Source organism: Streptomyces sp. NPDC015346 (genome assembly GCF_043078785.1).
In the GTDB taxonomy this organism is placed as follows: domain Bacteria; phylum Actinomycetota; class Actinomycetes; order Streptomycetales; family Streptomycetaceae; genus Streptomyces.
The window spans coordinates 793,329-816,858 of sequence record NZ_JBIBTW010000003.1 but is presented as its reverse complement, the minus strand read 5'-3'; the positions used below and the strand labels follow the sequence as shown (position 1 = coordinate 816,858).

The window sequence follows — 23,530 nt, the reverse complement described above, 5'->3', positions numbered from 1 at the left end:
AATCCACCCCTCCCGCACAACCTCTCGAACGCTTCCGAAGCTACAACCCCCCACTGACAACGCCCACACGCCGCGTGATGCGGTGGAGGTTCGGACGGCGCCGTGCCGGGGAGGGTGAAACATTTCCGATCACCCGGCGCATCAATGGGGCGAGAGCACGTAACACACGTCCTCCACTCACTCCAAGGATGCCCATCGATGTTCCTCTCCCTGCCCCGCGCGGCGACCGCGCTCGCTGTCGGCCTTGCCGTGGCCGTCACCACCGCCGCCTCACCCGCCGCGGCGGACATCCACACCTGGCGGGACATCAGCCCGTCCGACAGTGACGGCAGCGTGCTGTTCGACATCGAGACCGCGGACGGTGCGACCTGGGCGGTCGGCCTGAGAAGGGATGCGACCACCCGCCCCTTCGCGCCGGTTGCGATGCGCTGGACCGGAACGGGCTGGGAGGCACCCGCGCAGCCCGCCGCGCACGGTCGCCTGGCGGACGTCGCCGTCGGCGCGCCCGACGAGGTGTGGGCGGTGGGAACCCGGCACGAGACCGTGGGCGAAGACGGCTGGGACGGCGGGCGCGCGCTGCTCCAGCACTGGGACGGCGCGGCGTGGAGCGAGATCGTCCTCCCGTTCCCGGAAGGGGTGGTGCAGACGTCGGTGTCCGCCGTCGACGTGGACGCCGACGGCTCGGTCTGGGTGTACGGCGGTTACGCCGACGCGGCCGGGCAGTACGTGTCGGTCCTGTTCCGGGGGGACGCGGGTGGGGGCGGCGGCTGGACCCGGCTGCCCGGGGACACCGGACTCGCCTGGGTCTCCCAGCTCGAGGCCGGCCCCGGCGGGATCGTCCACGCGATCGGCGACGGCGTCTCGCGCTTCGACGGCACGGCCTGGACCAAGCAGAGCATTCCGCGCACGCTCGACGGTGCGCTCCTCGACGGCATCGAGGTGCGGGCGGCGGACGACATATGGGCCGTGGGCCACGTGCGCGACGCCCGCCTGTGGCGGCGCCCCGTGATCGTGCACTTCGACGGGCAGGCGTGGCGCAAGGTCCGTACCCCCGCTGAGACCGGCCAGTTGTACGACATAGCCTTCGACGGCGCCGGCCGGCCGGTGGCCGTGGGCGAGACCCAGGACCCGGCGGTCAACCCGTCCGGGAACTACGTACTGACCCTCGACGCTCAGGGCGTCTTCACGCGCACCGAGGAGCCGCCCGGCGCCGGGTACCTGTACGGTGCCACAGCCGACGCGACCGGCCGGGTCTGGACCGCGGGCGGCTCGGCCGGCGCGGAGGGTGGGATGTCCCCTTCGGCGTACGCGGGCATCCGCGGCTGAGTCCCGGGGTCGAGCCCTTCACCATGACGGACACCGCCGCGCTCCAACCAGACCGCGGTGCCGATCGTGGTGTACACGGTGGCGCGGAGGACTTCCGCGATGGCTCACTGGAGCAGTTCGATGTGCGGATGGTCCGGGGATGTCGGGCAGACGTGGAGTTGGAGGTTGTTGCCGCCGGTGATGTCGATCTTGGTGAAGTTGCCGTCCGGTTCCCCCAAGGGACGCGGGGGCTGGGGCATCCGTTCCTCCTCGGGGATCCAGGTCCCGCTGCCGCCGTCCAATCTGAACGATGGGCGGCTCGGGCGGTGCGTCGAGGACGTCGGTGACGGTGGCGGAGGAGCGCCAGAAGAGAGCGGTCCGGGGGTGGGCCATCTCGTGGTCGAAAGGGCACCACAGGACCTGGAGGAGGTCCGCGTCGGGTAGGCATGGGAAGGGGACGTCGCGCGCGTAGAGCTGGGCGACGGGGAGGAGCGGGATCGGGCCGTCGAACCACGGGCGGCCCACCTTGATCCGCTCCCACGTCGCCAGTTCCTCGGGGGTCCACTCGGGGCCGGCGCCGCCACCATCCGCTCAACATGCCCGAAGAAGGGCTCCTCCCTCTACGGAAGCACCTCTCAGAGCGGCTCAAGGCAGGCAGCTGCTGCCCACCTCACCGTCTATGAGGATGATCAGTCGAGACAGAACTCGTTGCCCTCGACATCCTGCATCACGATGCACGACTCGTTGTCCTCATCGGCAGGCAGCAGTCGCACGCGTACCGCGCCGAGCGCGACCAGTCGTGCGCACTCTGCCTCAAGCGTGGCCAGGCGCTCTTCACCCACGAGCCCGGTTCCGACCCGCACGTCGAGGTGCAGCCGATTCTTGACGACCTTACCCTCGGGGACACGCTGGAAGTACAGTCGCGGGCCCACCCCTGAGGGATCACTGCATGCGAACCATGAACCCCGCTCCTCAGGCGGAAGCGAGCGATCGAAATCGCGCCAAGTAGCAAACCCCTCCGGCGGCGGCGGTACGACGTACCCCAACACCTCGCACCAGAAACGAGCGACGCGTTCAGGTTCTGCGCAGTCGAAGGTGACTTGGAATTGTTTGATCGATGACATCGGCGCACCATAGCAGGGGAGCCTCTGCCCCCCGTGAGCGCGTGTGACTCCTCAGCGACGCTTCCCGATGACGTGGGCGAGGCCCCAGGCCGCTCCGGCGGCGACCGCGAGACCGAGCAGGGAGAGCCACTCGGTGTCACTCTGGCTGCCCCACCACGCCTTGGCCGGTATGAAGGGGTCGATCTCCATCATGTCCCCGATGGCGGGGGCCCCTTGACTGTCGGCGATGATGAGCGTGAAGGCATTGGTGTAGCCGAAGAAGACACCGAGCGGGGCGATGACGGCCCCGCTGATCTGGGCGCCGGTGCTGCTGCGGCCCACCAGGCCGATCAACGCGCCCACCGCCGCTCCGTTGAGGAGGCCGTGGAGCACGTACAGGATCTGCGCCGTATCGGCCGACTGTTCCTTGTAGGTGGCCACCGTGATGCCGCTGTAGATCACCGAGAGGACGACCGAGGCGAGGTACCCGAGGAAGAAGGCACCGACAGGGTGGCCCCGCCGCGGCTGCCGGCCGGACGGTGCAGGGTGCGCGGGGTACGGATACGGGTACGGCTGGCCGTGCTGCATCTGCGACTGTTGCTGCTGCCAGGGCTGTATCGGCGGTTGTACTGGCTGCATCGGTGGCTGGCCGGGCTGCTGGTTGTACGGATTGTGCTGCGGCGACTGGAACTGAGGCTGGCTCATTGATCCCATTGAGCAAAGAAGGCAAGGGGAGCAAAGCTATCAACGACGGACCGGTCTTCTTCACGCACGGGCCTGACGGGGCGGGCCAGTTGAGGCGCGGACGCGCGGCACCCCGGTGGCAGCGCGGAGCGGCACGGTGCCGGTCTGCCGTTGCGCGCCTTGGGGGCGGCCGGTCAGCCGGTCGGCAGGCCGAGTCCGTAGTACGTGACGTGGTAGCCGTCCACGTACCCCGCCTCACCGCCGACGATCAGGTCGGCCGGATCGCCGGCCCCCGCCGCCTTGGCCGTCGCCACGAGCATCTCCGCGAGTGCGCGTCCCTTCGGTTCACCGGGGCCGCCCGCGTCCACGCGCCAGGCGGGATCGTCGTCGCTGAAGACCGACGCCGTGTGGGGGTGCTCGGCGACCGTGCCCCAGCCGAGTGCGGCCGGATCGACGTCGTCCGGCGCGAAGCAGCCGATCGAGAGCCGGTCGTCGCACACCAACTCGAAAAGAAGAGGCGCGCTTTGGCCGTTGCGCCCGTAGAACGGCATTCCGATCCTGACGCCCAGGGCGGTGGTCTCGGCGGGCAGCGCTCCCAGGAAGTCCGCCAGCGAGCGGGTGACGGTCTCCCAGCTCCGGGCGGTCCAGCCGCCGGGGAAGCCGAGGCCGGCGTTGGCCTGGTCACGGGTACTGCCGAAGAAGCCGCTGATCGAGTGCTCCTCGCCGACGCCTTGGCGCCAGAACCAGTTCTCCGCCGGGTCGGTGGGCTGGAGCACCAGCTCCGGCCCCGACTTCCCGGCGCGCAGTTCGAGAGTGTTCGGCCTGCCGCGCCAGCGCAGGAAGGGCGCTCCCCAGAGCGGTTCGCTGTCGTAGAAGGGACCCATGTCGCCGTGCGAGCCCATGATGGACGGTTTACCCAGCGCCGCGGTCACTTCCTCCTTGGCGGCGCGGAAGGCGGCCGCCTGGGCTGCGGCGTCCGGCTCGGGAGCCGACACCGGGACCGCGATCTCCACGTACGACTCGCCGTTGACGTAGCGCTTCTCGTACTGGCCGACCGGGCGCAGCCGGGCGTCGCCCGAGGCCCGACCGGTGATCAGCACAGGTGCGTCCGATGTGCCGCTCCAAGCCCATCCCAGCTCGTCCGCCACAGCCTTCACGCCCTCCGGCGTCCAGCCGTCGGTGTCCGCCGCGACGAGTCGCCGGGCGAGCTCTCCGATGGATTCCTCTGTGGTGCTTCCCCGTTGTGCGTTCATGCGGCCATCGTGCCGCATCCCGGGCCGGACTCCCCACGGCGGGGTGCACACACCGGCCACCGACGGACGATCTGGCCTGCGGCACGTTGTACGGCCCCGTCAAGCGACTGCTCCCGCCGGAGGTAGTGGGTGACCGGCTGCGGGGCGATCAGGCCCGGCGCGCGGTCACGCCCCGGGCCACGAGTGGTGTTGTCAGCACTTCTTCATGCCGAGGCGGATGGCGAGGTTGGGGTCGATGTGTACGTGACCGGACCAGATGTTGCCCCATGCGCCGTAGTCGTCGCCTTGGGTCCAGTACCAGATGCTGTTGCCTTGGTGGGAGTCGCCCCATCCGTAGCAGGCGAAGGAGCTGTACGTGGTGCGCAGGTTGTCGCGGAAGTCGGAGTAGAAACTGCGATGGGCGTAGAGGGCCTTCGGCGCGTTGTTGTTGCACCACAGGGTTCCGGTGGTGCCGTTGACTCCGCACGTGTCCGTTGTGGCGGTTGTGGCGGCGTGGGCTGTTGGGGCGCCGAGGAGGGCGCTGGTTGCGGTGAGTGCTGCTGCGCCGAGGAGGAGTCCGAGCTTTCGGGTCATGGCCGGTGCCTTTCATCCGTGTCGTCGGGGCTTGGTCACGTGTGAGTGTTGCGGTGACGTCCGATCGAAGGCCAACCTTTCGAACTTCTCCGAACTGTCGGAGCTGTCAGTGAGACCGCAACCCAGCGGCCCTCCCCACCCGGCTACGGAGCCAGGGTGAGCAGGACCTTCTCCCACATCCGCCGCAGGGCCGCCCGGTCGGTGGTGTCCGGGCCGGGTCGCGTCACCCCGTCGTACGTCAGTCCCTCGGCGAAGGCGACCACGATCCGCCCGCCCTCCTCCGGATCGGGGCTGCCGAGCGCCGCTGCCAACCGCTGCGCCTGGCCGACGAAGCGCTCCCGGGCGCGGAGCAGCTCGGTGCCCAGCTCCCCTTCCGGGTGGCGCGCCGTCAGGAGGATGATCTCCAGGCGGGCCCGGGTGCGGTCGCGTCGGGGGCCGAGCCAGTGGGCGAGTACGCCCGCGAAGCTGTCGGCCACCTGGCGTATCGGTGGTGCGTCGGCCAGCTCTTCCGAGACGGTCGCCGCTTCGATGTCCGCGACTTCCTGTTCGGCGATGAACGCGACGACGGCGGCGAGCAGGGCCTGTCGGGTACGGAAGTAGTAGCTGGTCGACCCGGCCGGCACCTTCGCCTGTCCATCCACCGCCCGGTGGGTGAGCCCTCGCAGGCCCTCCTCAGCGATGATCGCCACCGCCGCGGTGAGCAGCGCCTGTACGCGGGGGCTTCTGGCGCCGCTCACGCGACGGCCCGCTTCCTGAGACCGCGGAGCATCATGTGACGGACGAGGCCGCTGAACGGCCCGACGATCCGCCAGTACCGCCCCATGGCGCGACGAGCCGCTTCGTCGAGGCACAGGACCCGTGTCTCAGTGACGACCCGCGTGCCGCCGGTGGCGGCGTCGGGGGCGAATCGCATGCTGAACGTCGCCTTGGCGTAGCCGGGTTCGTCGAATGCCATGAACTCGCGCGGGCTTGTGACGTCCGGCCGTCCGTCGGCCGGCCCCATGGTCCACCACTGCCCCACGATCCCCCGGACCATCTCTCGCGGCGGATCTTCGGCCAACAGCAGAAAGTTCTCCCGGAGGTCCTTCTGTGACGACGGCGCCTCACCGCCCCCTCGTTTCAGGCGGCCGAGCTGCCCCCGTACGGCGAACAGCGCCCGGACGACCGGGCCCCATCCCTCGCCGCCGGCCTGCTCCATCTTCTGCCACGCAGCCCACACCGCCTCCACCGGAGCCGGGATGACCGTCTGATGCCGGGACCCGAAGTCCGGGCGGGGAACGAACGTGTCTGCAAGCCCACTCATACTGCGGACTCTACATCTGTAGAGTCGGCGGGGCCAGGAATTCGACTGGATCAGCATGGATCCGCCTGGATACGGGAGTACCGTCGGCGGCCGACCGTGGGCGGGGCAGGAACAGGCCGCCGCACTCTCCCCGTTCCTTCGCGGAAACGGGCAAGTTCAAGGGTGAGGACTGTGGCGCGAGGGCTGTCGTGTGACGTGAGGCACGGGCGATCTCACAACTACAGGGCGGGCTTGGACTGACAGAACGTCGCCGAAGAGTCAGTATGAGCTTCATGAGCAATGGAGAGATACACGAGCAGCCGCCGATCTACCGAGGATTGGTGAAGGAACGCGGTGACGTCCTCGTTGAGGCGCGCGAGGTGGCGGAGCAGGCTCAGCGTCAGGCGCGGCAGGCGTTGGACTGGAGCGATGTCCGGTTTTCCCGGCAGCCCAGGGAGGAGCAGGGTTTCTCTCCGTTCCGCTGAAACCCGTCCTTGCCTGGGCAGAGTCCCGGGCGCCCGTGCGATTCGCCCGCTGTCTCCGTCGCCTCCGCCGCCTCACCGCGCCCCTCGGGGCGGGAGTGGGGGCGGGGTGGCGGAGGACCCGCTCTAGCGGAATCCGCCTCCCCACTCAGATGTACGTGACGGTGACCTGCTGGAAGCCCAGCGCGCGCAGCAGTCCCTGAAGCATCGACGTCGTGTTCCGCTCGGCCCGAAGGGCCAGGTCGCTCTCCTCGGCGGCGGCGCCGATGTGGTCGGCGGCCAGCACGTGCACGGCGCGTTCGTCGGCCGGGTTGTCCGAGAACAGGTCACCGAGCCGGTCGAGCAGGCCGCGCTGCTTCGAGACCGCGTAGGACCGCTTGGGATCCAGCGCGGGTTCGGCCAGTCGCGCGTGCGGCAGCCGCAGGGTGGCGGCGGTGCGGTCCTCGTTGACGCTCACCGAGTTCTGGCCGATGCCGCCGAGGTCGACGTACGCACGCACGCTGCCGCTCGCCACGTACAGGGTGCGGGTGCCGCGGATGGAGCTGGGAAGGAACCTGGCGTCCTTCTCCAGGTCGACGACGACCTGGAAGTTGCCGACCGCGCCTTCGTACCGGTGCATGTCCTGGATCGACTTCAGCAGCGCCGGCCCGGAACGGTCCTTGGTGTCCGTCCCGAACACGTCTCCCCAACCGGGGAGCTGAACCAACCGCCCCAGCACCACCAGGGCCACACCCAGGACGAGGAGTACGGCGGCGCAGCCGGACCACCGGCGAAGGAGGCCGGCGAACCCTACCGTTCGGCGTGAGGTTGAGGGTCTGCTCTCCGCGTCTTGTTCGCGCATACCCATCTCGTGCCCCAGGACGGCGTCGATCAGTCCGAAGTGGAGGCGCAACCAAGCCTCAGCGGGCGCGCCTTGGGCATCGACGACGTTCTGACTCCGCCAGCAGGTGGCCGTGGGGCGCACGCACAGCCTGTCCCCTCCCGACACATGCGCGGCGTCCGCCGGGCTCCGGCGGGCGCGCGCTGTCTCAGGCCGCGGCCGTTGGGTTCGCTGATTGCGGTGATTCGGCGCTGCGGCGGTATTCGGCGTTGATGCGCTGGGCTTCTTCGAGCTGGTCCTCGAGGATGATGATGCGGCAGGCGGCCTCGATGGGGGTGCCCTGGTCGACGAGTTCCCGGGCCCGGGCGGCGATACGGAGCTGATAGCGGGAGTAGCGCCGGTGACCGCCCGCGGATCGGAGCGGGGTGATGAGGCGGGCTTCCCCGATGGCGCGCAGGAAGCCCTGCGTGGTGCCGAGCATTTCGGCGGCCCGGCCCATGGTGTAGGCGGGGTAATCGTCGTCGTCGAGACGGCCGTACGAGTCGTCCGCGGTCATTACACCTCTCTGTGGAACGCGTGGAGGGGCCCTGGTGCCATATTGGCGCCAGGGCCCCGAAGGAACTGCTACACCATCTGCCGGCCCTGGTACTGCGCCGGCCTTCTGTGTCCGCCGACCCGACCGAGATGCTGTCGGGGGTGCGGGGATCGCGGTTGCTTGACCGGAGACCACCTCACTATCGATGTCCTGCGGTACCCGGGCTCAAGACTCCGCCCGGGCGATCCTGATGGTGCTCCGTTCCTCCGTTCTTCCCTCGGTGATCAACTGCCTACCAAAAGGGGACTGCGTACTGCTGGTGATGCGAACTGCTCAGTGGCCTGTGACAGCGCCACTCTTCGGCAGCCAGCCCCGTCGCCCGTCCTGCGTCTGCTCTGGCTTAGAACCCCACTGCCGAACTTCCCGGTGCGCGCGTCCGCAGCCGACGCCTTCACCGGGGTACTTCCACTGCGTGTACTGCGGTAATGCGGTACTGCTGACGGCGGCCCCTGATCACTGCGGGCCACCCGGTCCGGTCGTCAGTCCCGTCGCCGTTACCGCAACAAGCCTGGCTTCGAAACTCCACCACCGCACCGTCCTGCGAACTTCAACTGCGGTACTGCTGCCCGGCAGTTCGTGTCTGCCGGGCCCTGCGGTCTCTCTTGGCTACGAGAGAAACATATCCACACCACCGCCCAATGTCTACTCCAGCCACCATAGATTTTCGCGTGTTCGACGGTGAGGTAATCGGACTCGAACAGCGATGCGGCTGAGCTCGCCCTGTGGCTGTGCCCAGACTGACGCCGATACCGGACTGCCCGGTCAACCACTCGGGCCGGGGACTGCTGGACCGGAGGGCGGCCCGGTGAGGAAGCTGTTCATCAGGCGGGCCGCGGTCACGGTGCCCAGCAGTCGGACCTTGCCGGCTTCGCGCTCGATCACCGCGATCAGGGGGCTGTGCGTGCGGGCCATGAGCGCGGCGACCTCCATCAGCAGGGCGTCCGGGCCGACGTACGGAGGCGGAAACAGGCGGCGCGGCAGCCACTCCGCGACGGTGATCCCCTCCAGCCGCTCAACGATCTCCCGATCGGCACGGCCTTGGAGAGCGGAGGCCAGCAGGGGATCGTCGACCACGTAGGCGGGCAGCGTCTGGCGCAGAACCTGAGAGCCGGGCACGATCGCGTGTGGCTGCCCGTCGGCATCCAGGACGAGCAGGGCCGGCAGCGACTTCTCCACGAACATCCGCGCAGCGACCAAGGCGTCGTCGTCGGTCGTCACGAACGGATACGGCTCGGCCAGGTCACGGGCGCGCACAGCTGCCTCCTACCGCTCGGAGCTCAGGCGGGGCGGGCGGGCGGAGAGTCGGTCTCGCGCGGTGAGAACGACATGCTCGCCACCACGACCCGCCTTTCCTCCACCGTACGGCCAGTTCCCGCCGTTTTCCGCACCCCGTTCACCAGTCTGGGGCCGTCCGGCCGCGTCGCCGCAGGCCGGACCTCCACCCGTCGGTAGGACGACCGGGCGGCCGCAGCACGCCTCGCGGCCGGATGACCACACGTGACGAAAAACGAGCCGTCCGCTACGAAACGACCACGCATTCGTTACAGCCGGTAGCCGACGGCGGTACCTCGAGGACAAAGAAGAGGAAGCAGGTTTTGGTCGAGAGGGCATGGAAGCCGTCGGGGAACAGCTCGCGGGCGGCTGGGTCGGGCTGCGGCTCGCTGATGGCGGAAAGCTGGAAGCCAGCGGTGGTGAAGGCGTCAGTCATCGCGTGCAGCGGCCTGCGCCAGAATTTCATCGGGAAGGACTGCCCGTCGAACGTCCAGTCGAAGGAATAGCTGGTGGTCGCAGAATAGTCAGGCCGAGGGTCCTGGATCGTGTAGGCCACGAACGGGTGGTCCACCGACGCGATCAGTCGGCCGCCGGGCCTGAGCACCCGCCGCAGCTCGGCCAGCGTCGGCCCCCAGTCCTCCAGGTAGTGCAGCACCAGCGACGCGACCACGTCGTCGAAAGCGCCGTCGTCGAACGGCAGAGGTTCGCTCAGGTCGACCAGGTGCAGGGGTACGTCGTCACCCAGCCGCCGTCTTGCCAACGCCAGCATTCCGGCGCTGGCGTCGATGCCGGTGACGACCGCGCCCCGGTCGCGCAGTGCCGCGGACAAGGAGCCAGAGCCACAGCCGGCGTCCAGGATCCGACGGTCGGTCACGTCGCCGGCGAGGGCCAACATCCCGGGCCGCTCGTAGTACGCGTTCAGGAGGTTCTTCTCGTTCTCCGCCGAGTAGGCTTCGGCGAAACTGTCGTAGTCGTTCACCCGGGCCGGTTCTGCGGACCGGGCGAGACTCTCGGGCGCATCGGTTAAGCGTTCCATCGTCGTAGCCTAGTAATCACATGATCCACCGGACAGCCCCTGAGGCGTGCCTTCTGAGGGTTTCCTATCGAGACGTTGCCGTCAGCTGGTCCGCGTGGTCCCCAAGCCTCACCCGGCCATGCGAAAAGCCATCACAGTCAGCGCGATGCCAACCGTCGCGCCCAACAGCATGGCGGTGACAGCAGCCGGCCGGCCGACGCCCTGCTCGAAGGGAACGCTCGGCACAACCTTGTGAAGGACGGGCCCCACCACCGCGATAAGACCAAAGCCGAGGCCGAGGCGCCAGTACGACTCACCTGAGCACGGCGCTTGGAAGCGCCCTCCGCAGCCGCTCGGTTCCACAACGAAGCCAGTCACGATGAGAAACAACGCGCTGGCATAGACCGCGCCGAACAACGTGACCGTGGCGAAGTCGACGCGTCGCGCTCTGCCGGAGCTGCTGCCGTCACTTGCCATGTCGCCCCCATTACTCGCCAATTCAAGGGCGGGCAGTCTAGCGCCAGGCCTTTCACCGACGGGCGGCGGTCGACGGTTTGCCGGCCGAGGCCTGTGGCAGGATGCGGCGATGATCTCCAGCTCTGGCATACCAGCGGTCGTTCCCACGGGTCAGATGGCCAATATGGAGCAGCCGGTGTTCGGTCTTCCAAGTGGCCTGGAGCTGCGTCCCTGGCATCTCTCCGACGCCGACGTGTTGGTAGCCGCCAGCCAGGATCCCGGAATTCGCCAGTGGAACCGGCTGCTGGTGGAGACGCCTGAAGAGGGGCGCCGGAGGATTGAACGCATGCACGAGCGTTGGCGGGCCGAGATGAGCGCGATCTGGGCCATCGGACGACCGAGTGGCGAGACGGTTGGCCTGATCGGGTGGGGCGACATCGACCTCAGCGGCGGCAGCGCGGAAATCTTCTACTGGCTCCTTCCCTCGGCGCGCGGCTGCGGAGTAGCGGTCGAGGCCACGAAACGCGTCAGCGACTGGGCCCTGAACGACCTCGGCCTGCATCGCCTGCGCCTGTGCCACTCGGTGGCCAACCCGGCATCCTGCCGTGTGGCCGACAAGGCCGGATACTCCCGCGAAGGCACCATGCGCAGCGCGCTGCTCCACGCGGACGGATGGCACGACGAGCACCTCCACGCCCTCGTCCAAGGCGACATCTGATCCCGTGGCAGACGGTCAGGCCCGTGCCGGAAGCGGGCCGCCGCCGCAGCCGGATGCCCTTCTCGCCGCGTGCCGACGCGCGCACCGGGGAGTGCAAGGATCCGGCCGGCTCGCACGTGGGCGTACTGGTGTCCGAGCGTAGATCGGCAGCCGTTAGCATCCGTACGTCCGAGATCGCCGTGCCGCGTATCCCTCGGTCTCTCCTCCGTACCTCCGAGCACAGGGAAGCCGGTGTCCGATCCGCTGAGCGAGGACCCGCGTACCGCCGCGGTCGCATCCGGTGAGAGTATCTCCCTCTCCCAGAGTCACAAGGAGGTGTTGTTGCGGGAGCTCGGACCGGGTGAAGTCGTCCGTTCCGTCTACCACGACGGCTGGGGTTACGCCGTGCTCACCAGGAAGGGGCTCATCCTCCTCCGGAATCTCGTGGCGCCCAAGGCGACCCGTGTGGTCGGGCCCCTGCGGATCCTCCGCCGCTCGCACGGCATGTTCGACTCCGTCGAGATCCTCGTCGACGGGAGGTCGCACAAGCTGCACGGCTCGAAGCTCGATCCCAAGGGGGAGTTCCTGGAAGCCGTGGGAGAACTCCTGCCCCCTGGCTCACCCCTGCGGCCCGGCGGCGGGAAGCGGTCCCTCACGTGGGTACGGCGGCATCCGGTCTCGGTGTCCGCGGTGGCGGCCGCGGTGCTCATCGCCGGCCTGAACCCAGGGCCTGGACAGGGCGACGCCGTGGCGCAGGACGGTACGGACCACCCGCTGATCGTCCCCGACTTCCGCGGAGCTTCCCTGGTCACAGCCGCCGCGCAGGCGCGCCGGGATCGGTGGCGGGTGGTGGTGGCGGCCGACGCCTCCTCCGCGTACCGGACGGTGACGACGGGTCGAACCGGCTGGCGCGTCTGCTTCCAGAACCCTTCCCACGACGAGACGGTACGCCCGTCCGGCAGGACGCTGACGCTCTACGCGGTGCCGGAACGGGAAGTGTGCCCGGCGCAACTGGACGGCACCCGGCGCGTGGTGATGCCGGGTCTCGTCGGCGAGCGGTTCGGCGATGCCTCGCGCGTCCTGGAGGACCTCGGCCTCGGCCGCGTGGTGCGCTTCCACGCTCACACCGGGCGGCAGTTGGACGACCGGTCGCAGGACCTGGCGGACTGGCAGGTCTGCCGACAGCAGCCAGAAGCCGGCATCGAGGTCCCCACCACCACACAGGTCGACCTGTGGCTCATCGGTCCCGGCGACTCCTGCACCGCGCCCAGCCCGACCCCGAAGCCGAAACCCAAACCGAAGCCCAAGCCCAAGCCGAAACCGAAGCCGGCCTGGGAGCCGAAGCCGCGTCCCCAGCGTTCCTACGACTCCTCCTCGGGCGGCGGCACGACGGGCGGGAGCAGTGGCGGGTCGTCCGGCAATGGAGGCTCGACAAGCGGTGGCTCGGACGGCTCGGGCGGTAGCACCGGCGGCGGAACCGGCATCGGTTTCGGCCAGTTCTGCTCCCCGGTGGGAGCCACCGCCACAACCTCCGACGGGCGTCCGGCGAAGTGCTTCATGGGCAGGGACGGCTCAGCCCGGTGGGGGTACGACTCCGGGTGAGGAGGTCCGGGGTGCACACCGGGCCGCCTCCACGGCTTCACGGGCGCCGACCTCCCGCAGCCGCGCCGTACGAGGTCCCGGTTCGAGTACGCCGCTTGATGCGGGTCAACAATGCGGACATGGAACCTCGCGGTTACCGGAAGAACGCCAGGTAGTAGTCCGCGAACTTCATGCGGTGGTCTTCGTCCGTGTCGGGCCTTTCCGGCACGAACTCCGGGGCGTTCTTGATCTGCTCCTTGGTGCGGCTGACGAAGACGGTCTCGGTCGCCGGGTCCACAGTCGTGACGATGCCGGCCGGGATCACGACGTGCTTGCCGAGGATCCACGGTCCGGTGTCCACGACCAGGTGGCAGCCGCCGACTTCGGTGGAGTGCCGGTCGACCTTTCCGATACCACCGTCCGTCGCTTCAACCTTGTATCCGGTCAGGTCCATGTCGGACGCGTGGCTCGCGGTCTCCGAGAAGGACCAGATGTCGGGGGTCATGCCTACTTCCTTCCTTCGGGGACGACCGGGACACGCGGCCTGGTCTGTACGTCACTTCCTTGTTGCCCGGTACGGCCGGTTCATTCGCCGTGTTTCTTCCTCTGCGGCTTGTCCTTCCCCGGGCGGGGCTCGGCCTCCCCGCGGACGGGACCCCGGACGGCCTCGCCCTGCGAGCCGCCGGGATCCTTACGCTGTTCGGCCGTGGAACTGGGCTTCCCGGTGGGCTCCTCGGCGGTGCGGGAAGGCATCGTCCGCGAAGGGGCGACGGCGGGCGTTGCCGCCGGTGAGGTGGACGGGTCCGGCTGCCCGGTCCTGGCCGGCGAGGGTTCGGTCGTCCGCTCCGGCCGGGCCGACGTGGATTCCGTCGTGGCCTGGCGCGGTGGCCGGGAGGCCGCATCCTCGCTCTCGGAGGGCGGACCACCGATCGAGCCGGTCAGCGTGACTCCGAGCACGGCCAGCGCCGCCCCCGTAGCAAGAAGGGCACGGCGGCCGGAGCGAGGGGAAGCGGGGACCGCGGAAAGGGGTTCCGGCGGCGGGGGCCCGTCGCTCGGCGTCGTCGCGGGCATCGGCAGACCCGCGCCACCCGTTCGCACACTCGCGTACTCCGCCCGCAGCGTGTCGTCACCCGCGTTCCGGCCCTCACCCGCGTACCGGACGTCTGACGACGGGCCGGAGTCCCCAGCCTCCATGGCGGCCAGTGCCCGGTAGCAGGCGTGCGCGTCGGGCCGACCGGCCTCCTCCGAATCCGTCATGGCCCGCAACAGCTCGGCGAACTCCGCCGGCAGGTCCGGAGGAATGGCCGGGGGCCGGTGCAGTCGCGCGATCGCCGCCTCCAACGGGGCACCGGCGTACTCCAGCTCACCCTTCAGGGACTCGAGGAGCACGAGTCCGAGGCTGTAGACGTCCGCGGCCGGCGTCGCTCCTCTGCCCAGCACCTGTTCCGGCGCCATATAGGCCGCGGTTCCCACGAGAGTGCCGGTTTCGGTGCCGGTGTGGGTGTGGATGGTGGCGTCGAGCAGCCGGGAAATGCCGAAGTCGGTCAGGTGCGGCGCGCCCGTCCCGTCCAGGAGGATGTTGGACGGCTTGACGTCGCGGTGCACCACGCCGGCCGCGTGCACATGGGCCAGCGCCGAGGCGAGTGCGGATCCGATACGGGAGGTCTCGGCGGGAGTCAGCGGACCCGCGGCGATGCGCCTGCGCAGCGTCGTCCCCTCGATGAGCTGCATCACCAGGTACGGCCGACCGTCCTCTTGACCGGAGTCGTACACGGTCACCAGCCCGGGGTGACGCATCTGGGCCAGCAAGCGGCCCTCGTCGTCGAAACGTTCCTCCGTCTGGGACTCACTGCCCGGCCGGAAGACCTTCACCGCCACCGGCCGGTCCAGCCGCAGGTCCCGCCCTTCGTACACATCAGCCGAACCACCGCGCCCCAACAGGTCGTCGAGCCGATAGCGGCCGGCGATCGCGTGGGCCGTGAGCCGGAGATCCGGTCCGGCGGGCCACGGGCGGACCTTCATCTGTGCTCCCTGAGTTCCGTTGTCGGCCTTCCGCTGTCCCGCCCGCCCACATATCGGCGAGCTCGGAGTACGAGTGCCCCCCGAGTCTCAGGACATCCGTATGAAATGCGGAGAATCCGTGGGAACCACGGGCCGGAGGCCGCGCTCGCGCCGCACGCAAACTCCGCTGCGCCATCCAGAATTTCGGAACCGGCCCCATCCGCCGGGCCCATCAGCCGACCCCATCAGTTCGCCAGCTCGTCGGCCACCTCCTTCACCGCGTCCAGCGAACCTGCCAGCGCCTCCCGTGAGGCGGCTCGGGCCCGGCGCAGTCTCTCGTACCCGTACCCGGCGAACGCCACAGCACCGATGCCGTACGCAGCCGCCAGCGCCCCCGCCACCCGCGGCGCCGGCCACACTCGCTCCAGCGCTCGCACCGCCGACTCCTGAGCCGCCAGCAGGGCCAGTACGCCGAGCACCCCGCCGGCCCCCAGAGCCGCCGATCCCCGGCGTCCCTCGGACACGGCGGCCACCAACTCCGCCTTCACCTGGTCGATATCCTCACGGACCAACTCGATCACATCCTGTGACAGTGCTTGCATGCTCTTCCCCGTACCCCTGACGCGGCCGGGCAGGCATGCGAGGGCCCGGCGAGCGGGCGGGCGAGAAACTCGACGCACACCTCTTGACCACATGCACCTACTGATCAGTACGCTCAGCCCACCCCTCGACGACACCGGTGTCCCTCCCCCTGCGGCCGCGGCGAACCGGCCGCTCGGCACGCCCCACGTGCCGCAGGTACCGCTCCCGTGATCCGGGAAGCCCCGAGCGCGATCTCTCCGCCAGAACGCGCCCATCGAGCGCGTTTCCTTACCCTGCCCATGGAGGCCCGTGTGAAGAGTTCCGTCGTGACCGCAGCCGTAGCCATAGCCGGTGCCCTTCTCGCCGTGCAGGCGTCGGCTCCCGCCCAGGCATCGACCGGCTCCCTCTTCGGCTCCGGCAGCAACCCCGTCTTGTTCGTGCACGGCTACAACGGGGACGGCAGCAACTGGAACACCATGGCCGACCGCTTCAGGGCCGACGGATGGCCGTCCTCCCATCTGCGCCAGTGGACCTACGACTCGCGCCAGTCGAACACCGTCACCGCCCAGCAGCTCTCCACCGAGGTCGATCGTCTCCTCGCGGCCACGGGCGCGACCCAGGTCGACATCGTCAGCCACTCCATGGGCGGGCTGTCCTCGCGCCACTACCTCAAGAACCTCGGCGGGACCTCCAAGGTCGACGCCTGGGTGTCGCTGGGCGGCCCGAACCACGGGACCGACACCGCCAACAGCTGCTTCGACACGTCCTGCACCGAGATGCGCATCGGCTCCAGCTTCCTCATCGACCTGAACTCCGGCGACGAGACCCCAGGGTCATCCCGGTACGCCACCTGGTGGTCGCCCTGCGACACGGTGATCAACCCGGACAGCTCCGTGTCCCTGTCCGGCGCGGCCAACAGCCGGACCGCCTGCCTCAGCCACACGGGCCTGCTCACCGACGCGACGGTGTACGCCCAGACCCGGGACATGATCAACCGCTGACGTCAGGCGGAAGCCCACTCCACGAGACGCGCCAGCGCGCTCGCCAGGCCGTCGAGGCCGGAGCCCGCCGGGCCTCCCGGCTCGTCCATGTAGAGGTCGCGCCGGATCTCCACCATGAGCGCCGTGACCCTCGGGTCCTTGCCGTAGTACCGCAGCGGCACGTACGTCCCGGCGAACGGGCTGTCCAGCCCCGTGCCGCCGAAGCCCGCGAACACCTGCCGCGCGGCCTCGACCAAGGGGGCGGGTGTGTGGTGGGGGTCCGTTCCCAGGCAGATCGGCGGTCGCGGGCCGTCGCCGTGGAGCTCGTACGGCAGCGCCTTCGACGGGTACGAGTGGACGTCCAGGATCACGGCGCGCCCGACCGCCTCCAGCCGTTCCGCCACCGCGGCCGTCATCGCCTCCGCGTAGGGGTGGAAGTAGCGCTCGATCAGCGGCTGTCCGTCGAAGTCGGCCGGGCGGAGCTCCTCGCGGTGCGTCGTCTGTGTGTAGACCGCGCCCATGCCCCTCGCCAGCATCTCCTCGCGCTCGTCGGGGAACCGCTCGGGGTCGATGACGAGACGCGAGAGCCGGTTGACGAAGCGCCAGGGTGTGACGGGCGCCTGCTCGGCCGCTCTGGCGGCGATCTCCTCCGTGTGCGAGTCGGTGATGTGGTCCAGTTCGCGCGCGAGCGCCGGCGCGTCGAGCGTGATGCCGGCGCGGACCTCCGCCGGCACGGCCCGGGAGGAGTGCGGGACATGGAGGATCACGGGAGAGTCCGGAGAACCGGGGTGGAACCGGAAGGAGTCGGAGGTGGCGGGGGTGTCGGTCATTTGGGGCCTCGCTGCGGGTTTGGGGTTCGGTGTCTCGGCTCGTACGGGCGCCCCGGCCCCCGTGTCCTGGGGGCCGGGGCGATTTCAGCGTCCCGGGGGTCAGTTGGCGGGGGCCGGGAGGGCGTGGCCGCCGCGGCCGGCGTAGACGCTGTCGTAGACGGGGCGTTCGACCCCTCCCCCGTTGGAGATCGCGTTCTTCACCTGTCCGTCGACGACGAAGGTGGTCGAGCCGCCGCCGTCCAGGTTGAGCGCGTCGACGGATCCGAGGTCCTCCATGATCTTCGCCAGGTCGTAGATCGGCACACCGTGGCGTACGCCGTCGGTCGTGGAGGTGACGGTGACCAGGAGAGTGCGTCCCCAGCCGTCCGTTCCGATGGCGGTCCGCGGGTCCGTGTTGTCGTTGTCGCCGGGTGCGGCGGCGACCTTGGCGTTCCGCATCAGGAGGTGGGTGCCGTTGATGACGTCGAGGGACGGGTAGGCCGGGTCGAGGACGAGGTCTTCGTCGTCGGCCGTGTCGTTGACGAGGCCGGTAGCCGTTTCCCTGGGGAAGCCGATGTCCGTGACGCGCTGCGTGTACGTGAGTTTCGCTCCGACCTGGGTGTGGTCGTCGAGCCACTTCGCGCCGGCGTCGCTCTGCGTCGTACCGATGCCCTGCAGGACCATGCCGTTCGGCGGGATCTCCATGCCGCCTCGCCTGGACCTCTTCTCGGTGACGTAACCGCGCTGGTCGACGGCGACCTCGACACCCTGGACGTTGTCCGCCTTCACCCACGAGGTGTGGCCGGGCTCCGGCGTCTTCTGGCCGTAGGCGGAGGTGAATACGACGATCTCGCTGTCGTCCTCGTAGTACGGGCCGCCGCTGATCTCCAGGCCGTTCTCGTCGAGGTAGACCTTGTGGCCGTCCTCGTCCAGGACCGGTTCGCCGGCGGCGTCCTTCTTGTACGGGAGGGGCCTGTCACAGGCCCCCTGCGGGCAGAACGGGATCCATCCCGGGTACCGGTTGACCCCGTCGACAGAGCGTTTGACGTCGTCGGTGACGTCCGCGGTCTTCCGGTCGGACGTGATCTCGAGCGTGGTCGTGACCTTGGTGAAGTGCGGCCGGCCGTGCTGGAGGACGACGGCGTTCTGTCCCCTCGCACAGGAGGCCCCCTGCACGACGTCCTCCTGGACCGAGGCCACCATCGGCAGGGACCGGTCCTCGGAGATCGCCCTCCGCTCGGCGTCCTGGCCCTTGTGCGAGACGGAGTAGCCGCCGTTGACACCGACGTACGGTGCGTCCGTCGCCGTGGTCCCGACGGTGGCCAGCATCGCGGTCGTCGTCTCCTTCACGCTCACCGCCGCGCCCACCGTGCTGTCCAGCGTGACCGCGCCCAGGTCGGGATCGATGACCGCCACGCGGACGACGAGGGGCGAGGAGGGGCTGGAGTACGTCGTCCGCTCGATCCCTTCCGCCACCACGAGGCGGTGGGGCGTCAGCCCGTCCAGGACCGAGGCGACATCGTTGGTCGTGGGGTCGGCCGCCGCGGTCGCGGCGGTTGTCGCGGACTGGGTCAGCGCCAGGGTCGCCAGGGCGACGGGAACCGCGGCGATGCGGCGCAGGCGGCGGCCGCTGGAACTCTCGGTGGAATTCATGGACCTGCCCATGGTCAGCACCCCGCTTCCGTGCCGGCGAGCTTGTGGGAGCTGATGGACGCCTGGTAGGTCCGGGGAAGGGTCGTCTCGTGACCGGGCGGGACGACGAAGGCCCGGAATGCCGCGCCGCCGACCTCCCACCTCCCGGCATAGCCGGGATCCGGGAAGAAGCAGACGACGTTGTTCGATCGGTTCGCGACGGACACGACCTTGTCGTCCCAGGTGACGGAGTAGTCCCGGTTGCCGAGGACACCGTTGCCGAGATCCTCGGTCTGGTTCGTCACGCCGGCGACACCGCGCCCGCTGGGGCCTTGGAAGATGCACACGCGGGTGACCTTGCAGCGTTCGTACCCCGTCCGGCAGCCCGCCTTCGACTTGGCGAACTTGTGCGAAGCGGGCGTCCACCGCGGCTGGCCGTCAGGGTTCTTGGGGAGGTCGGCGCCGGTGTGCCCGGGGAGGACGGCCTGCGTCTCGGTGCCGCCGTAGCTCGGGGAGTCGTACAGACAGGCCCAGGACGTGGTGTTGTTCCGGAAGGACGCGAAGGACTTCGCCGCCAGCTCTGGAGCCGTGCTGTAGTCGAGCTGGGACCCGGGCGACACGGGGACCATCTCGCCGTTCCCGTCGGCCTGGGTGTAGAGGCAGAAGCTCTGCGGCGGACAGTCGGAGTACGCCGCCTGCGCCGATCCGGCCTGGAGCCACACCAAGGACGCCGCCAGGATCATCACCGCCAGCCCCACGAGGGGCAGGCGACCAGAAGAATGCTTGATCATGTTCACGCCGGGAACGATATCCGCCGTGCCGGGCATCTCACTCGAACAGCCTCCGCGCGCGACGCCAACTCCCGCAAGTTGGCCGGTCATCGCCCGTCATGGGCTTCTTGCACTCCCCGAAGTGAGGCGCTCGTCAGGACGGCCCGTTGTGGACAGGCGCCACACGCTCGTTCGGCCGCGTGGAAGGATGAGCCCATGGGGTGGAGACTGCCGTTCGCGGAACAGTTACGGGCCGAACTGGGATCACCCAGGTGCTCGCGCAGACTGAGCAGCAGTCCCCGCTCGCGCGTGTGGCGCGTCGAGTTGCCCGAGGCAACGGTCGTGGTGAAGCAGATCGTCGACGGTCCTGATGCCGACGAGCGATACGCCCGCGAGGTGGCCGCCCTGCGGCTCGCCGCCCGAGCCGACATGCCTGTGGTGCCCGCGGTGCTGGCGACCGATCCCGGCGAGCGGGTCCTGGTGCTGGAGCATCTGGATCACGGGCGCCCGGCCGGCGACTGGATCGTCGGCTACGCGGCCGCGTTGGCACGGCTGCATGCCGTGGGCCGTCCGGAGGACGTCGGAGTACTTCCCCGGTGGCAGGGCCCGAACCAGGCCGATGTCGAGTCCTTCCTACGACTGGCGGGGGCGCTGGAGGTTCCTGTCGCGTCTGGTGTGTCCGACGAGCTCCATGCCCTCGTGAACCGGCTCGACCAGGCACCCGGGCATGCTCTTCTCCACGGGGACCCCTGTCCCGGTAATGATCTCCACACTGCCACGGGTATCCGGTTCATCGACTTCGAGCAGGCTTCACTGGGTAGCGGCTCGATGGAGCTGGCGTATCTGCGCATCGGCTTTCCGACTTGCTGGTGTGTCACTTCAGCGTCGGAGCCGCTGCTGGGACGGGCGGAGAGCGCCTACCGCGAGGAGTGGCGCGCTGTGACGGGCCACGAAGCCCAAGACGGGCTCGCCGACGCGTGCGCCGGCTGGCTGCTGCGCGGTGACGCGCTGGTTGAGCGGGCACGACGCGAGAGCATTGATCACCTGGCCCGGATTCCGCACCGTGACTGGAAGTGGGGCACCGCGACCGCCCGTCAACGGCTCGTCCACCGGCTGGGTGTCGTCAGCCAGTTGACGGCCGACCACACCTCTCTCAGCGGCTTGAGCGGCCTCAGCTCCGCCATGCGGCAACGCATGCTCGTTCGCTGGCCCGCACTTCAGCCAGTACCGACGCAGCGACCATAGAGGTCGGCCGACACCTCGGTGTTCCGCGGCTACCCCCTCTTACGCCGGCCCGCCCCGGTCGTCGCCCAGGAGGGCGGCCGTGCACTCCTCGGCCAGGTTCTCGGCGTGGGGTGGCAGGGGGGTGCCTGCGCGCAGGTGGCGGCGGACCACGGACAGGGGCAGGTCGATCAGGGCCAGGGTGACGCGGTCCCGGGCCGGTTCGTCCCTGGCGCCGAGGGCCTCGGCGAGGTCGTGCAGGGAGGCGAACACCCGCCCGTTGCCGGCGTCCGCGCGCCGGGTGTGTTCCTCGGACCATTCGGACCGGCCGAACTCGGCCGGGCCGTACAGGAGGAGTGCGGCTTCCTCGGAGTTCTCCCGGCTCCAGGCCACGACGTACCGGGAAGCGGCGCGCGCCGCCCGGAGCGGCTCGGCGGCCCTGTCGATCACGGCGAAGTAGCCCTCCTGGAAGCGCTCCACGCTCCGCAGCCACACCTCGGCGAGCAGCGCCACGCGCCCCGGGAAGCGGTGGTAGACCGAGCCGCTCGGCGCGCCGACGGCCTGGGCGACGGCCGACATGGTCACGGCGGCCGGTCCGTCGGCGGCCGCGAGGCGTACGGCGGCGTCGAGGAGCTGATCGGTGGTGAAGCGGGGTGGTCTCGCCATGAATAAGAGAGTACCCTCCAATTTATTGGAGAGAGGTCTCCAATACTGTTGAGGGGAGGACGCCATGGGCGTCTACAACGTCCACGAGCGCCTGCTGGCCGCGAAGGAGAGCGAGGTCGGCGCACTCATCGACACCTTGGCGAGCGGGGACGGCGACATGCTGTGGCCGGGTCTCGACTGGGGGCCGATGGAGTTCGACCGTCCGCTGGGAGTCGGCGCGGTGGGCGGACACGGGCCGGTGCGCTACACCATCGCCGGGTACGTGCCGAGCAGCTGGATCCGCTTCCAATTCACCGGGCCGCGCGGGTTCGACGGCTTCCACGAGCTGGCCGTCCTGCCCGTCGACCCCGAACACACCCTGCTCCACCACACCCTGACGATGTCCACCAGCGGCCTGGCGCGCGTCACCTGGCCCCTGGCCTGGCGCCCGATGCACGACGCCTGCATGGAGGACAGCTTCGACCGCGCCGAACTCGCCTGCACCGGCACAGTGGCCCGCCCGGCCCGATGGTCGCCCTACGTCCGATTCCTCCGCGCCCTGGCCGCCCGCGCGATGCGCGACGATCGGGCGGCGCAGACCAGCGCGTAGGGCGTGGCCCCGCGCGCCGCGGGGCACGCACCGTCGCCACCATCCGCCCGACGCGCCGGACCATGGCGCAGCCGAAGGTGCCCTGTCGGCCGGTCAGGCGCGCCCACGAGACAGAGCGCACCCACACCGCACAACCCGGCTAGGATCCGGCGCCGTCGAGGCCAAGACGGCCGCCCGGCCCTCCTCACCACGGCCGCCCCACCTCACCCGGGAGATCTGCATGAGCATGGCCAGCCTGGGGCTGACCACCGAGCAGGAACGTCTCTACCGCTACCTGCTGCGCAATCCGCACGCCGGCCTGGACGCCGCCCGCGTCGACCTGGCGATGCCGGATGTCCGGCTGGTCGCCCATGACTTACGCGAGCTGGGGCTGGTGGATCAGCAGCTGACGGCGGTCGGCCCGGCCGCCGCCGTCGACCTGCTCGTTCGCCGGCGCATCGAGCGGACTCAGCGGCAGCTGACCGGGCTCACCCTCGCCTGGGACGTACTCACCGAACTGACCGAGGAGCAACGCAGCGGCCGCCCCCTCCAGATGGTCGAGCACGTGGTGGACGGGCGGGCGGTCACCCGCCGGATCCGGGCGCTGCTCACCGACCACCCCGGCACGTACATGGCGCTCAAGACCCGGGCCCGGTCCTCCGCCCACGTCTACGACAACACCCCTTTCAAACGCCTCCTCGCGGCCGGGCTCCGCAGCCGGACGCTGTTCTCCTCGGACGCCCTCCAGGCCCCCGGGCAGGAGGCCTACGCGCGTTCCCTGCAGGCGCTCGGGGACGTGCACCGGGTCACCACCGAGCCCGTACGGCTCCTGGCCCTCGTCAACCGGTCGGTCGCCTTCGTCCAGGCCGACCCCGCCGACCCGGCGTCAGGCGCCCTGCAGATCCGGTCACCCGGCCTTGTCGCCCTGCTGGGCGACCTCTTCGACGGCATGTGGGCACGAGCCCGGGACCTCGACGACCTGCCGCTGTCTCCCATCGAGCAGCAGGTCCTGCACGCGCTCACCCGGCACGACACCGACGAGGCCGCTGCCCGCTCCCTCAACATCTCCGTACGCAAGTTCCGCTCCCATGTCGCCGACCTGCTGGCCCGCCTCGGCGCGGCCACCCGGTTCCAGGCCGCCGTACGCGCCAAGGAACTCGGCTGGCTGTAGCGGGCGCGGCTG

27 protein-coding genes are annotated in these 23,530 nt (G+C 69.8%); 8 read left to right on the top strand and 19 right to left on the bottom strand.

Annotated elements, in window-relative coordinates; genetic code table 11:
- Nucleotides 1–198: 198 nt before the first annotated feature.
- On the top strand, nt 199–1,326 hold the full coding sequence (locus ACF06X_RS14540) for a hypothetical protein (RefSeq protein WP_392287588.1): 1,128 nt from the start codon (nt 199–201) through the stop codon (nt 1,324–1,326).
- Nucleotides 1,327–1,430: 104 nt separating this feature from the next.
- Here the strand turns inward: ACF06X_RS14540 and ACF06X_RS14535 are convergent, their stop codons facing one another.
- The 7 genes from ACF06X_RS14535 to ACF06X_RS14505 form a co-directional block, all read right to left on the bottom strand.
- Nucleotides 1,431–1,565 carry a hypothetical protein gene (locus ACF06X_RS14535; RefSeq protein WP_392287587.1) on the bottom strand — a complete coding sequence of 45 codons (135 nt, stop codon included), beginning with the start codon at nt 1,563–1,565 and terminating at the stop codon, nt 1,431–1,433.
- A 429-nt stretch (nt 1,566–1,994) separates the two neighbouring features.
- On the bottom strand, nt 1,995–2,429 hold the full coding sequence (locus ACF06X_RS14530; protein ID WP_392287586.1) for a VOC family protein: 435 nt from the start codon (nt 2,427–2,429) through the stop codon (nt 1,995–1,997).
- A 51-nt stretch (nt 2,430–2,480) separates the two neighbouring features.
- Nucleotides 2,481–3,113 carry a hypothetical protein gene (locus tag ACF06X_RS14525; protein WP_392287585.1) on the bottom strand — a complete coding sequence of 211 codons (633 nt, stop codon included), beginning with the start codon at nt 3,111–3,113 and terminating at the stop codon, nt 2,481–2,483.
- A gap of 173 nt (nt 3,114–3,286) precedes the next feature.
- Nucleotides 3,287–4,345, bottom strand: coding sequence for a hypothetical protein (locus ACF06X_RS14520; protein ID WP_392287584.1), 1,059 nt, complete (start codon nt 4,343–4,345; stop codon nt 3,287–3,289).
- A 192-nt stretch (nt 4,346–4,537) separates the two neighbouring features.
- Nucleotides 4,538–4,918 (bottom strand): hypothetical protein, encoded by a 381-nt coding sequence (locus ACF06X_RS14515; RefSeq protein WP_392287583.1) that lies wholly within the window; start codon nt 4,916–4,918, stop codon nt 4,538–4,540.
- A gap of 143 nt (nt 4,919–5,061) precedes the next feature.
- Complete coding sequence (locus ACF06X_RS14510) at nt 5,062–5,655, bottom strand: TetR/AcrR family transcriptional regulator (RefSeq protein ID WP_392287582.1); 594 nt, start codon at nt 5,653–5,655, stop codon at nt 5,062–5,064.
- Nucleotides 5,652–6,221 (bottom strand): hypothetical protein, encoded by a 570-nt coding sequence (locus ACF06X_RS14505; RefSeq protein ID WP_392287581.1) that lies wholly within the window; start codon nt 6,219–6,221, stop codon nt 5,652–5,654. The genes ACF06X_RS14510 and ACF06X_RS14505 overlap by 4 nt, the downstream gene beginning before the upstream one ends.
- Before the next feature lie 272 nt (nt 6,222–6,493).
- Here ACF06X_RS14505 and ACF06X_RS14500 point away from each other — a divergent pair, with 272 nt between their 5' ends.
- Nucleotides 6,494–6,685 (top strand): hypothetical protein, encoded by a 192-nt coding sequence (locus tag ACF06X_RS14500; RefSeq protein ID WP_392287580.1) that lies wholly within the window; start codon nt 6,494–6,496, stop codon nt 6,683–6,685.
- Between the two features lie 145 nt (nt 6,686–6,830).
- Here the strand turns inward: ACF06X_RS14500 and ACF06X_RS14495 are convergent, their stop codons facing one another.
- The 5 genes from ACF06X_RS14495 to ACF06X_RS14475 all read right to left on the bottom strand — a co-directional run bounded on the left by ACF06X_RS14495 (nt 6,831) and on the right by ACF06X_RS14475 (nt 10,861).
- Nucleotides 6,831–7,523, bottom strand: coding sequence for a DUF4230 domain-containing protein (locus ACF06X_RS14495; RefSeq protein ID WP_392287711.1), 693 nt, complete (start codon nt 7,521–7,523; stop codon nt 6,831–6,833).
- Nucleotides 7,524–7,710: 187 nt separating this feature from the next.
- Nucleotides 7,711–8,058 (bottom strand): MerR family transcriptional regulator, encoded by a 348-nt coding sequence (locus tag ACF06X_RS14490; RefSeq protein ID WP_392287579.1) that lies wholly within the window; start codon nt 8,056–8,058, stop codon nt 7,711–7,713.
- Nucleotides 8,059–8,859: 801 nt separating this feature from the next.
- On the bottom strand, nt 8,860–9,351 hold the full coding sequence (locus tag ACF06X_RS14485) for a CBS domain-containing protein (protein WP_392287578.1): 492 nt from the start codon (nt 9,349–9,351) through the stop codon (nt 8,860–8,862).
- A 265-nt stretch (nt 9,352–9,616) separates the two neighbouring features.
- Entirely contained in the window at nt 9,617–10,405 is a 789-nt protein-coding gene (locus tag ACF06X_RS14480) for a class I SAM-dependent methyltransferase (protein WP_392287577.1), read from the bottom strand.
- Nucleotides 10,406–10,513: 108 nt separating this feature from the next.
- The gene (locus tag ACF06X_RS14475) at nt 10,514–10,861 is read right to left on the bottom strand and encodes a hypothetical protein (protein WP_392287576.1); all 348 of its coding nucleotides are present in this window, start codon (nt 10,859–10,861) and stop codon (nt 10,514–10,516) included.
- A gap of 109 nt (nt 10,862–10,970) precedes the next feature.
- On the opposite strand from ACF06X_RS14475, the gene ACF06X_RS14470 reads away from it, so the two are divergent.
- Nucleotides 10,971–11,558: a GNAT family N-acetyltransferase gene (locus ACF06X_RS14470; protein WP_392287575.1), complete on the top strand. Its 588-nt coding sequence runs from the start codon at nt 10,971–10,973 to the stop codon at nt 11,556–11,558.
- A 321-nt stretch (nt 11,559–11,879) separates the two neighbouring features.
- Nucleotides 11,880–13,139 (top strand): hypothetical protein, encoded by a 1,260-nt coding sequence (locus ACF06X_RS14465; RefSeq protein WP_392287574.1) that lies wholly within the window; start codon nt 11,880–11,882, stop codon nt 13,137–13,139.
- Nucleotides 13,140–13,272: 133 nt separating this feature from the next.
- Here the strand turns inward: ACF06X_RS14465 and ACF06X_RS14460 are convergent, their stop codons facing one another.
- From ACF06X_RS14460 to ACF06X_RS14450, 3 genes are all read right to left on the bottom strand, one after another.
- Nucleotides 13,273–13,623 carry a PRC-barrel domain containing protein gene (locus ACF06X_RS14460; RefSeq protein WP_392287573.1) on the bottom strand — a complete coding sequence of 117 codons (351 nt, stop codon included), beginning with the start codon at nt 13,621–13,623 and terminating at the stop codon, nt 13,273–13,275.
- A gap of 80 nt (nt 13,624–13,703) precedes the next feature.
- Nucleotides 13,704–15,140: a protein kinase gene (locus ACF06X_RS14455; RefSeq protein WP_392287572.1), complete on the bottom strand. Its 1,437-nt coding sequence runs from the start codon at nt 15,138–15,140 to the stop codon at nt 13,704–13,706.
- A 224-nt stretch (nt 15,141–15,364) separates the two neighbouring features.
- Nucleotides 15,365–15,721, bottom strand: coding sequence for a phage holin family protein (locus ACF06X_RS14450; protein WP_392287571.1), 357 nt, complete (start codon nt 15,719–15,721; stop codon nt 15,365–15,367).
- Nucleotides 15,722–16,027: 306 nt separating this feature from the next.
- On the opposite strand from ACF06X_RS14450, the gene ACF06X_RS14445 reads away from it, so the two are divergent.
- Nucleotides 16,028–16,702, top strand: a complete 675-nt coding sequence (locus ACF06X_RS14445; RefSeq protein WP_392287570.1) for an esterase/lipase family protein — start codon at nt 16,028–16,030, stop codon at nt 16,700–16,702.
- Between the two features lie 2 nt (nt 16,703–16,704).
- Here the strand turns inward: ACF06X_RS14445 and ACF06X_RS14440 are convergent, their stop codons facing one another.
- The 3 genes from ACF06X_RS14440 to ACF06X_RS14430 all read right to left on the bottom strand — a co-directional run bounded on the left by ACF06X_RS14440 (nt 16,705) and on the right by ACF06X_RS14430 (nt 19,913).
- Nucleotides 16,705–17,511 carry an N-formylglutamate amidohydrolase gene (locus ACF06X_RS14440; protein WP_392287569.1) on the bottom strand — a complete coding sequence of 269 codons (807 nt, stop codon included), beginning with the start codon at nt 17,509–17,511 and terminating at the stop codon, nt 16,705–16,707.
- A gap of 99 nt (nt 17,512–17,610) precedes the next feature.
- Entirely contained in the window at nt 17,611–19,143 is a 1,533-nt protein-coding gene (locus tag ACF06X_RS14435; RefSeq protein ID WP_392287568.1) for a phosphodiester glycosidase family protein, read from the bottom strand.
- Nucleotides 19,144–19,157: 14 nt separating this feature from the next.
- Entirely contained in the window at nt 19,158–19,913 is a 756-nt protein-coding gene (locus ACF06X_RS14430) for a peptidase inhibitor family I36 protein (RefSeq protein WP_392287567.1), read from the bottom strand.
- Nucleotides 19,914–20,108: 195 nt separating this feature from the next.
- On the opposite strand from ACF06X_RS14430, the gene ACF06X_RS14425 reads away from it, so the two are divergent.
- Nucleotides 20,109–21,137: a phosphotransferase family protein gene (locus ACF06X_RS14425; protein ID WP_392287566.1), complete on the top strand. Its 1,029-nt coding sequence runs from the start codon at nt 20,109–20,111 to the stop codon at nt 21,135–21,137.
- A gap of 39 nt (nt 21,138–21,176) precedes the next feature.
- Here the strand turns inward: ACF06X_RS14425 and ACF06X_RS14420 are convergent, their stop codons facing one another.
- The gene (locus ACF06X_RS14420; protein ID WP_392287565.1) at nt 21,177–21,779 is read right to left on the bottom strand and encodes a TetR/AcrR family transcriptional regulator; all 603 of its coding nucleotides are present in this window, start codon (nt 21,777–21,779) and stop codon (nt 21,177–21,179) included.
- A 64-nt stretch (nt 21,780–21,843) separates the two neighbouring features.
- Between ACF06X_RS14420 and ACF06X_RS14415 the strand changes: the two genes are divergently transcribed.
- Both ACF06X_RS14415 and ACF06X_RS14410 read left to right on the top strand, forming a co-directional pair.
- Nucleotides 21,844–22,368, top strand: a complete 525-nt coding sequence (locus tag ACF06X_RS14415; protein ID WP_392287564.1) for an SRPBCC family protein — start codon at nt 21,844–21,846, stop codon at nt 22,366–22,368.
- Nucleotides 22,369–22,588: 220 nt separating this feature from the next.
- Nucleotides 22,589–23,518 (top strand): hypothetical protein, encoded by a 930-nt coding sequence (locus ACF06X_RS14410; RefSeq protein WP_392287563.1) that lies wholly within the window; start codon nt 22,589–22,591, stop codon nt 23,516–23,518.
- Nucleotides 23,519–23,530: the final 12 nt, after the last annotated feature.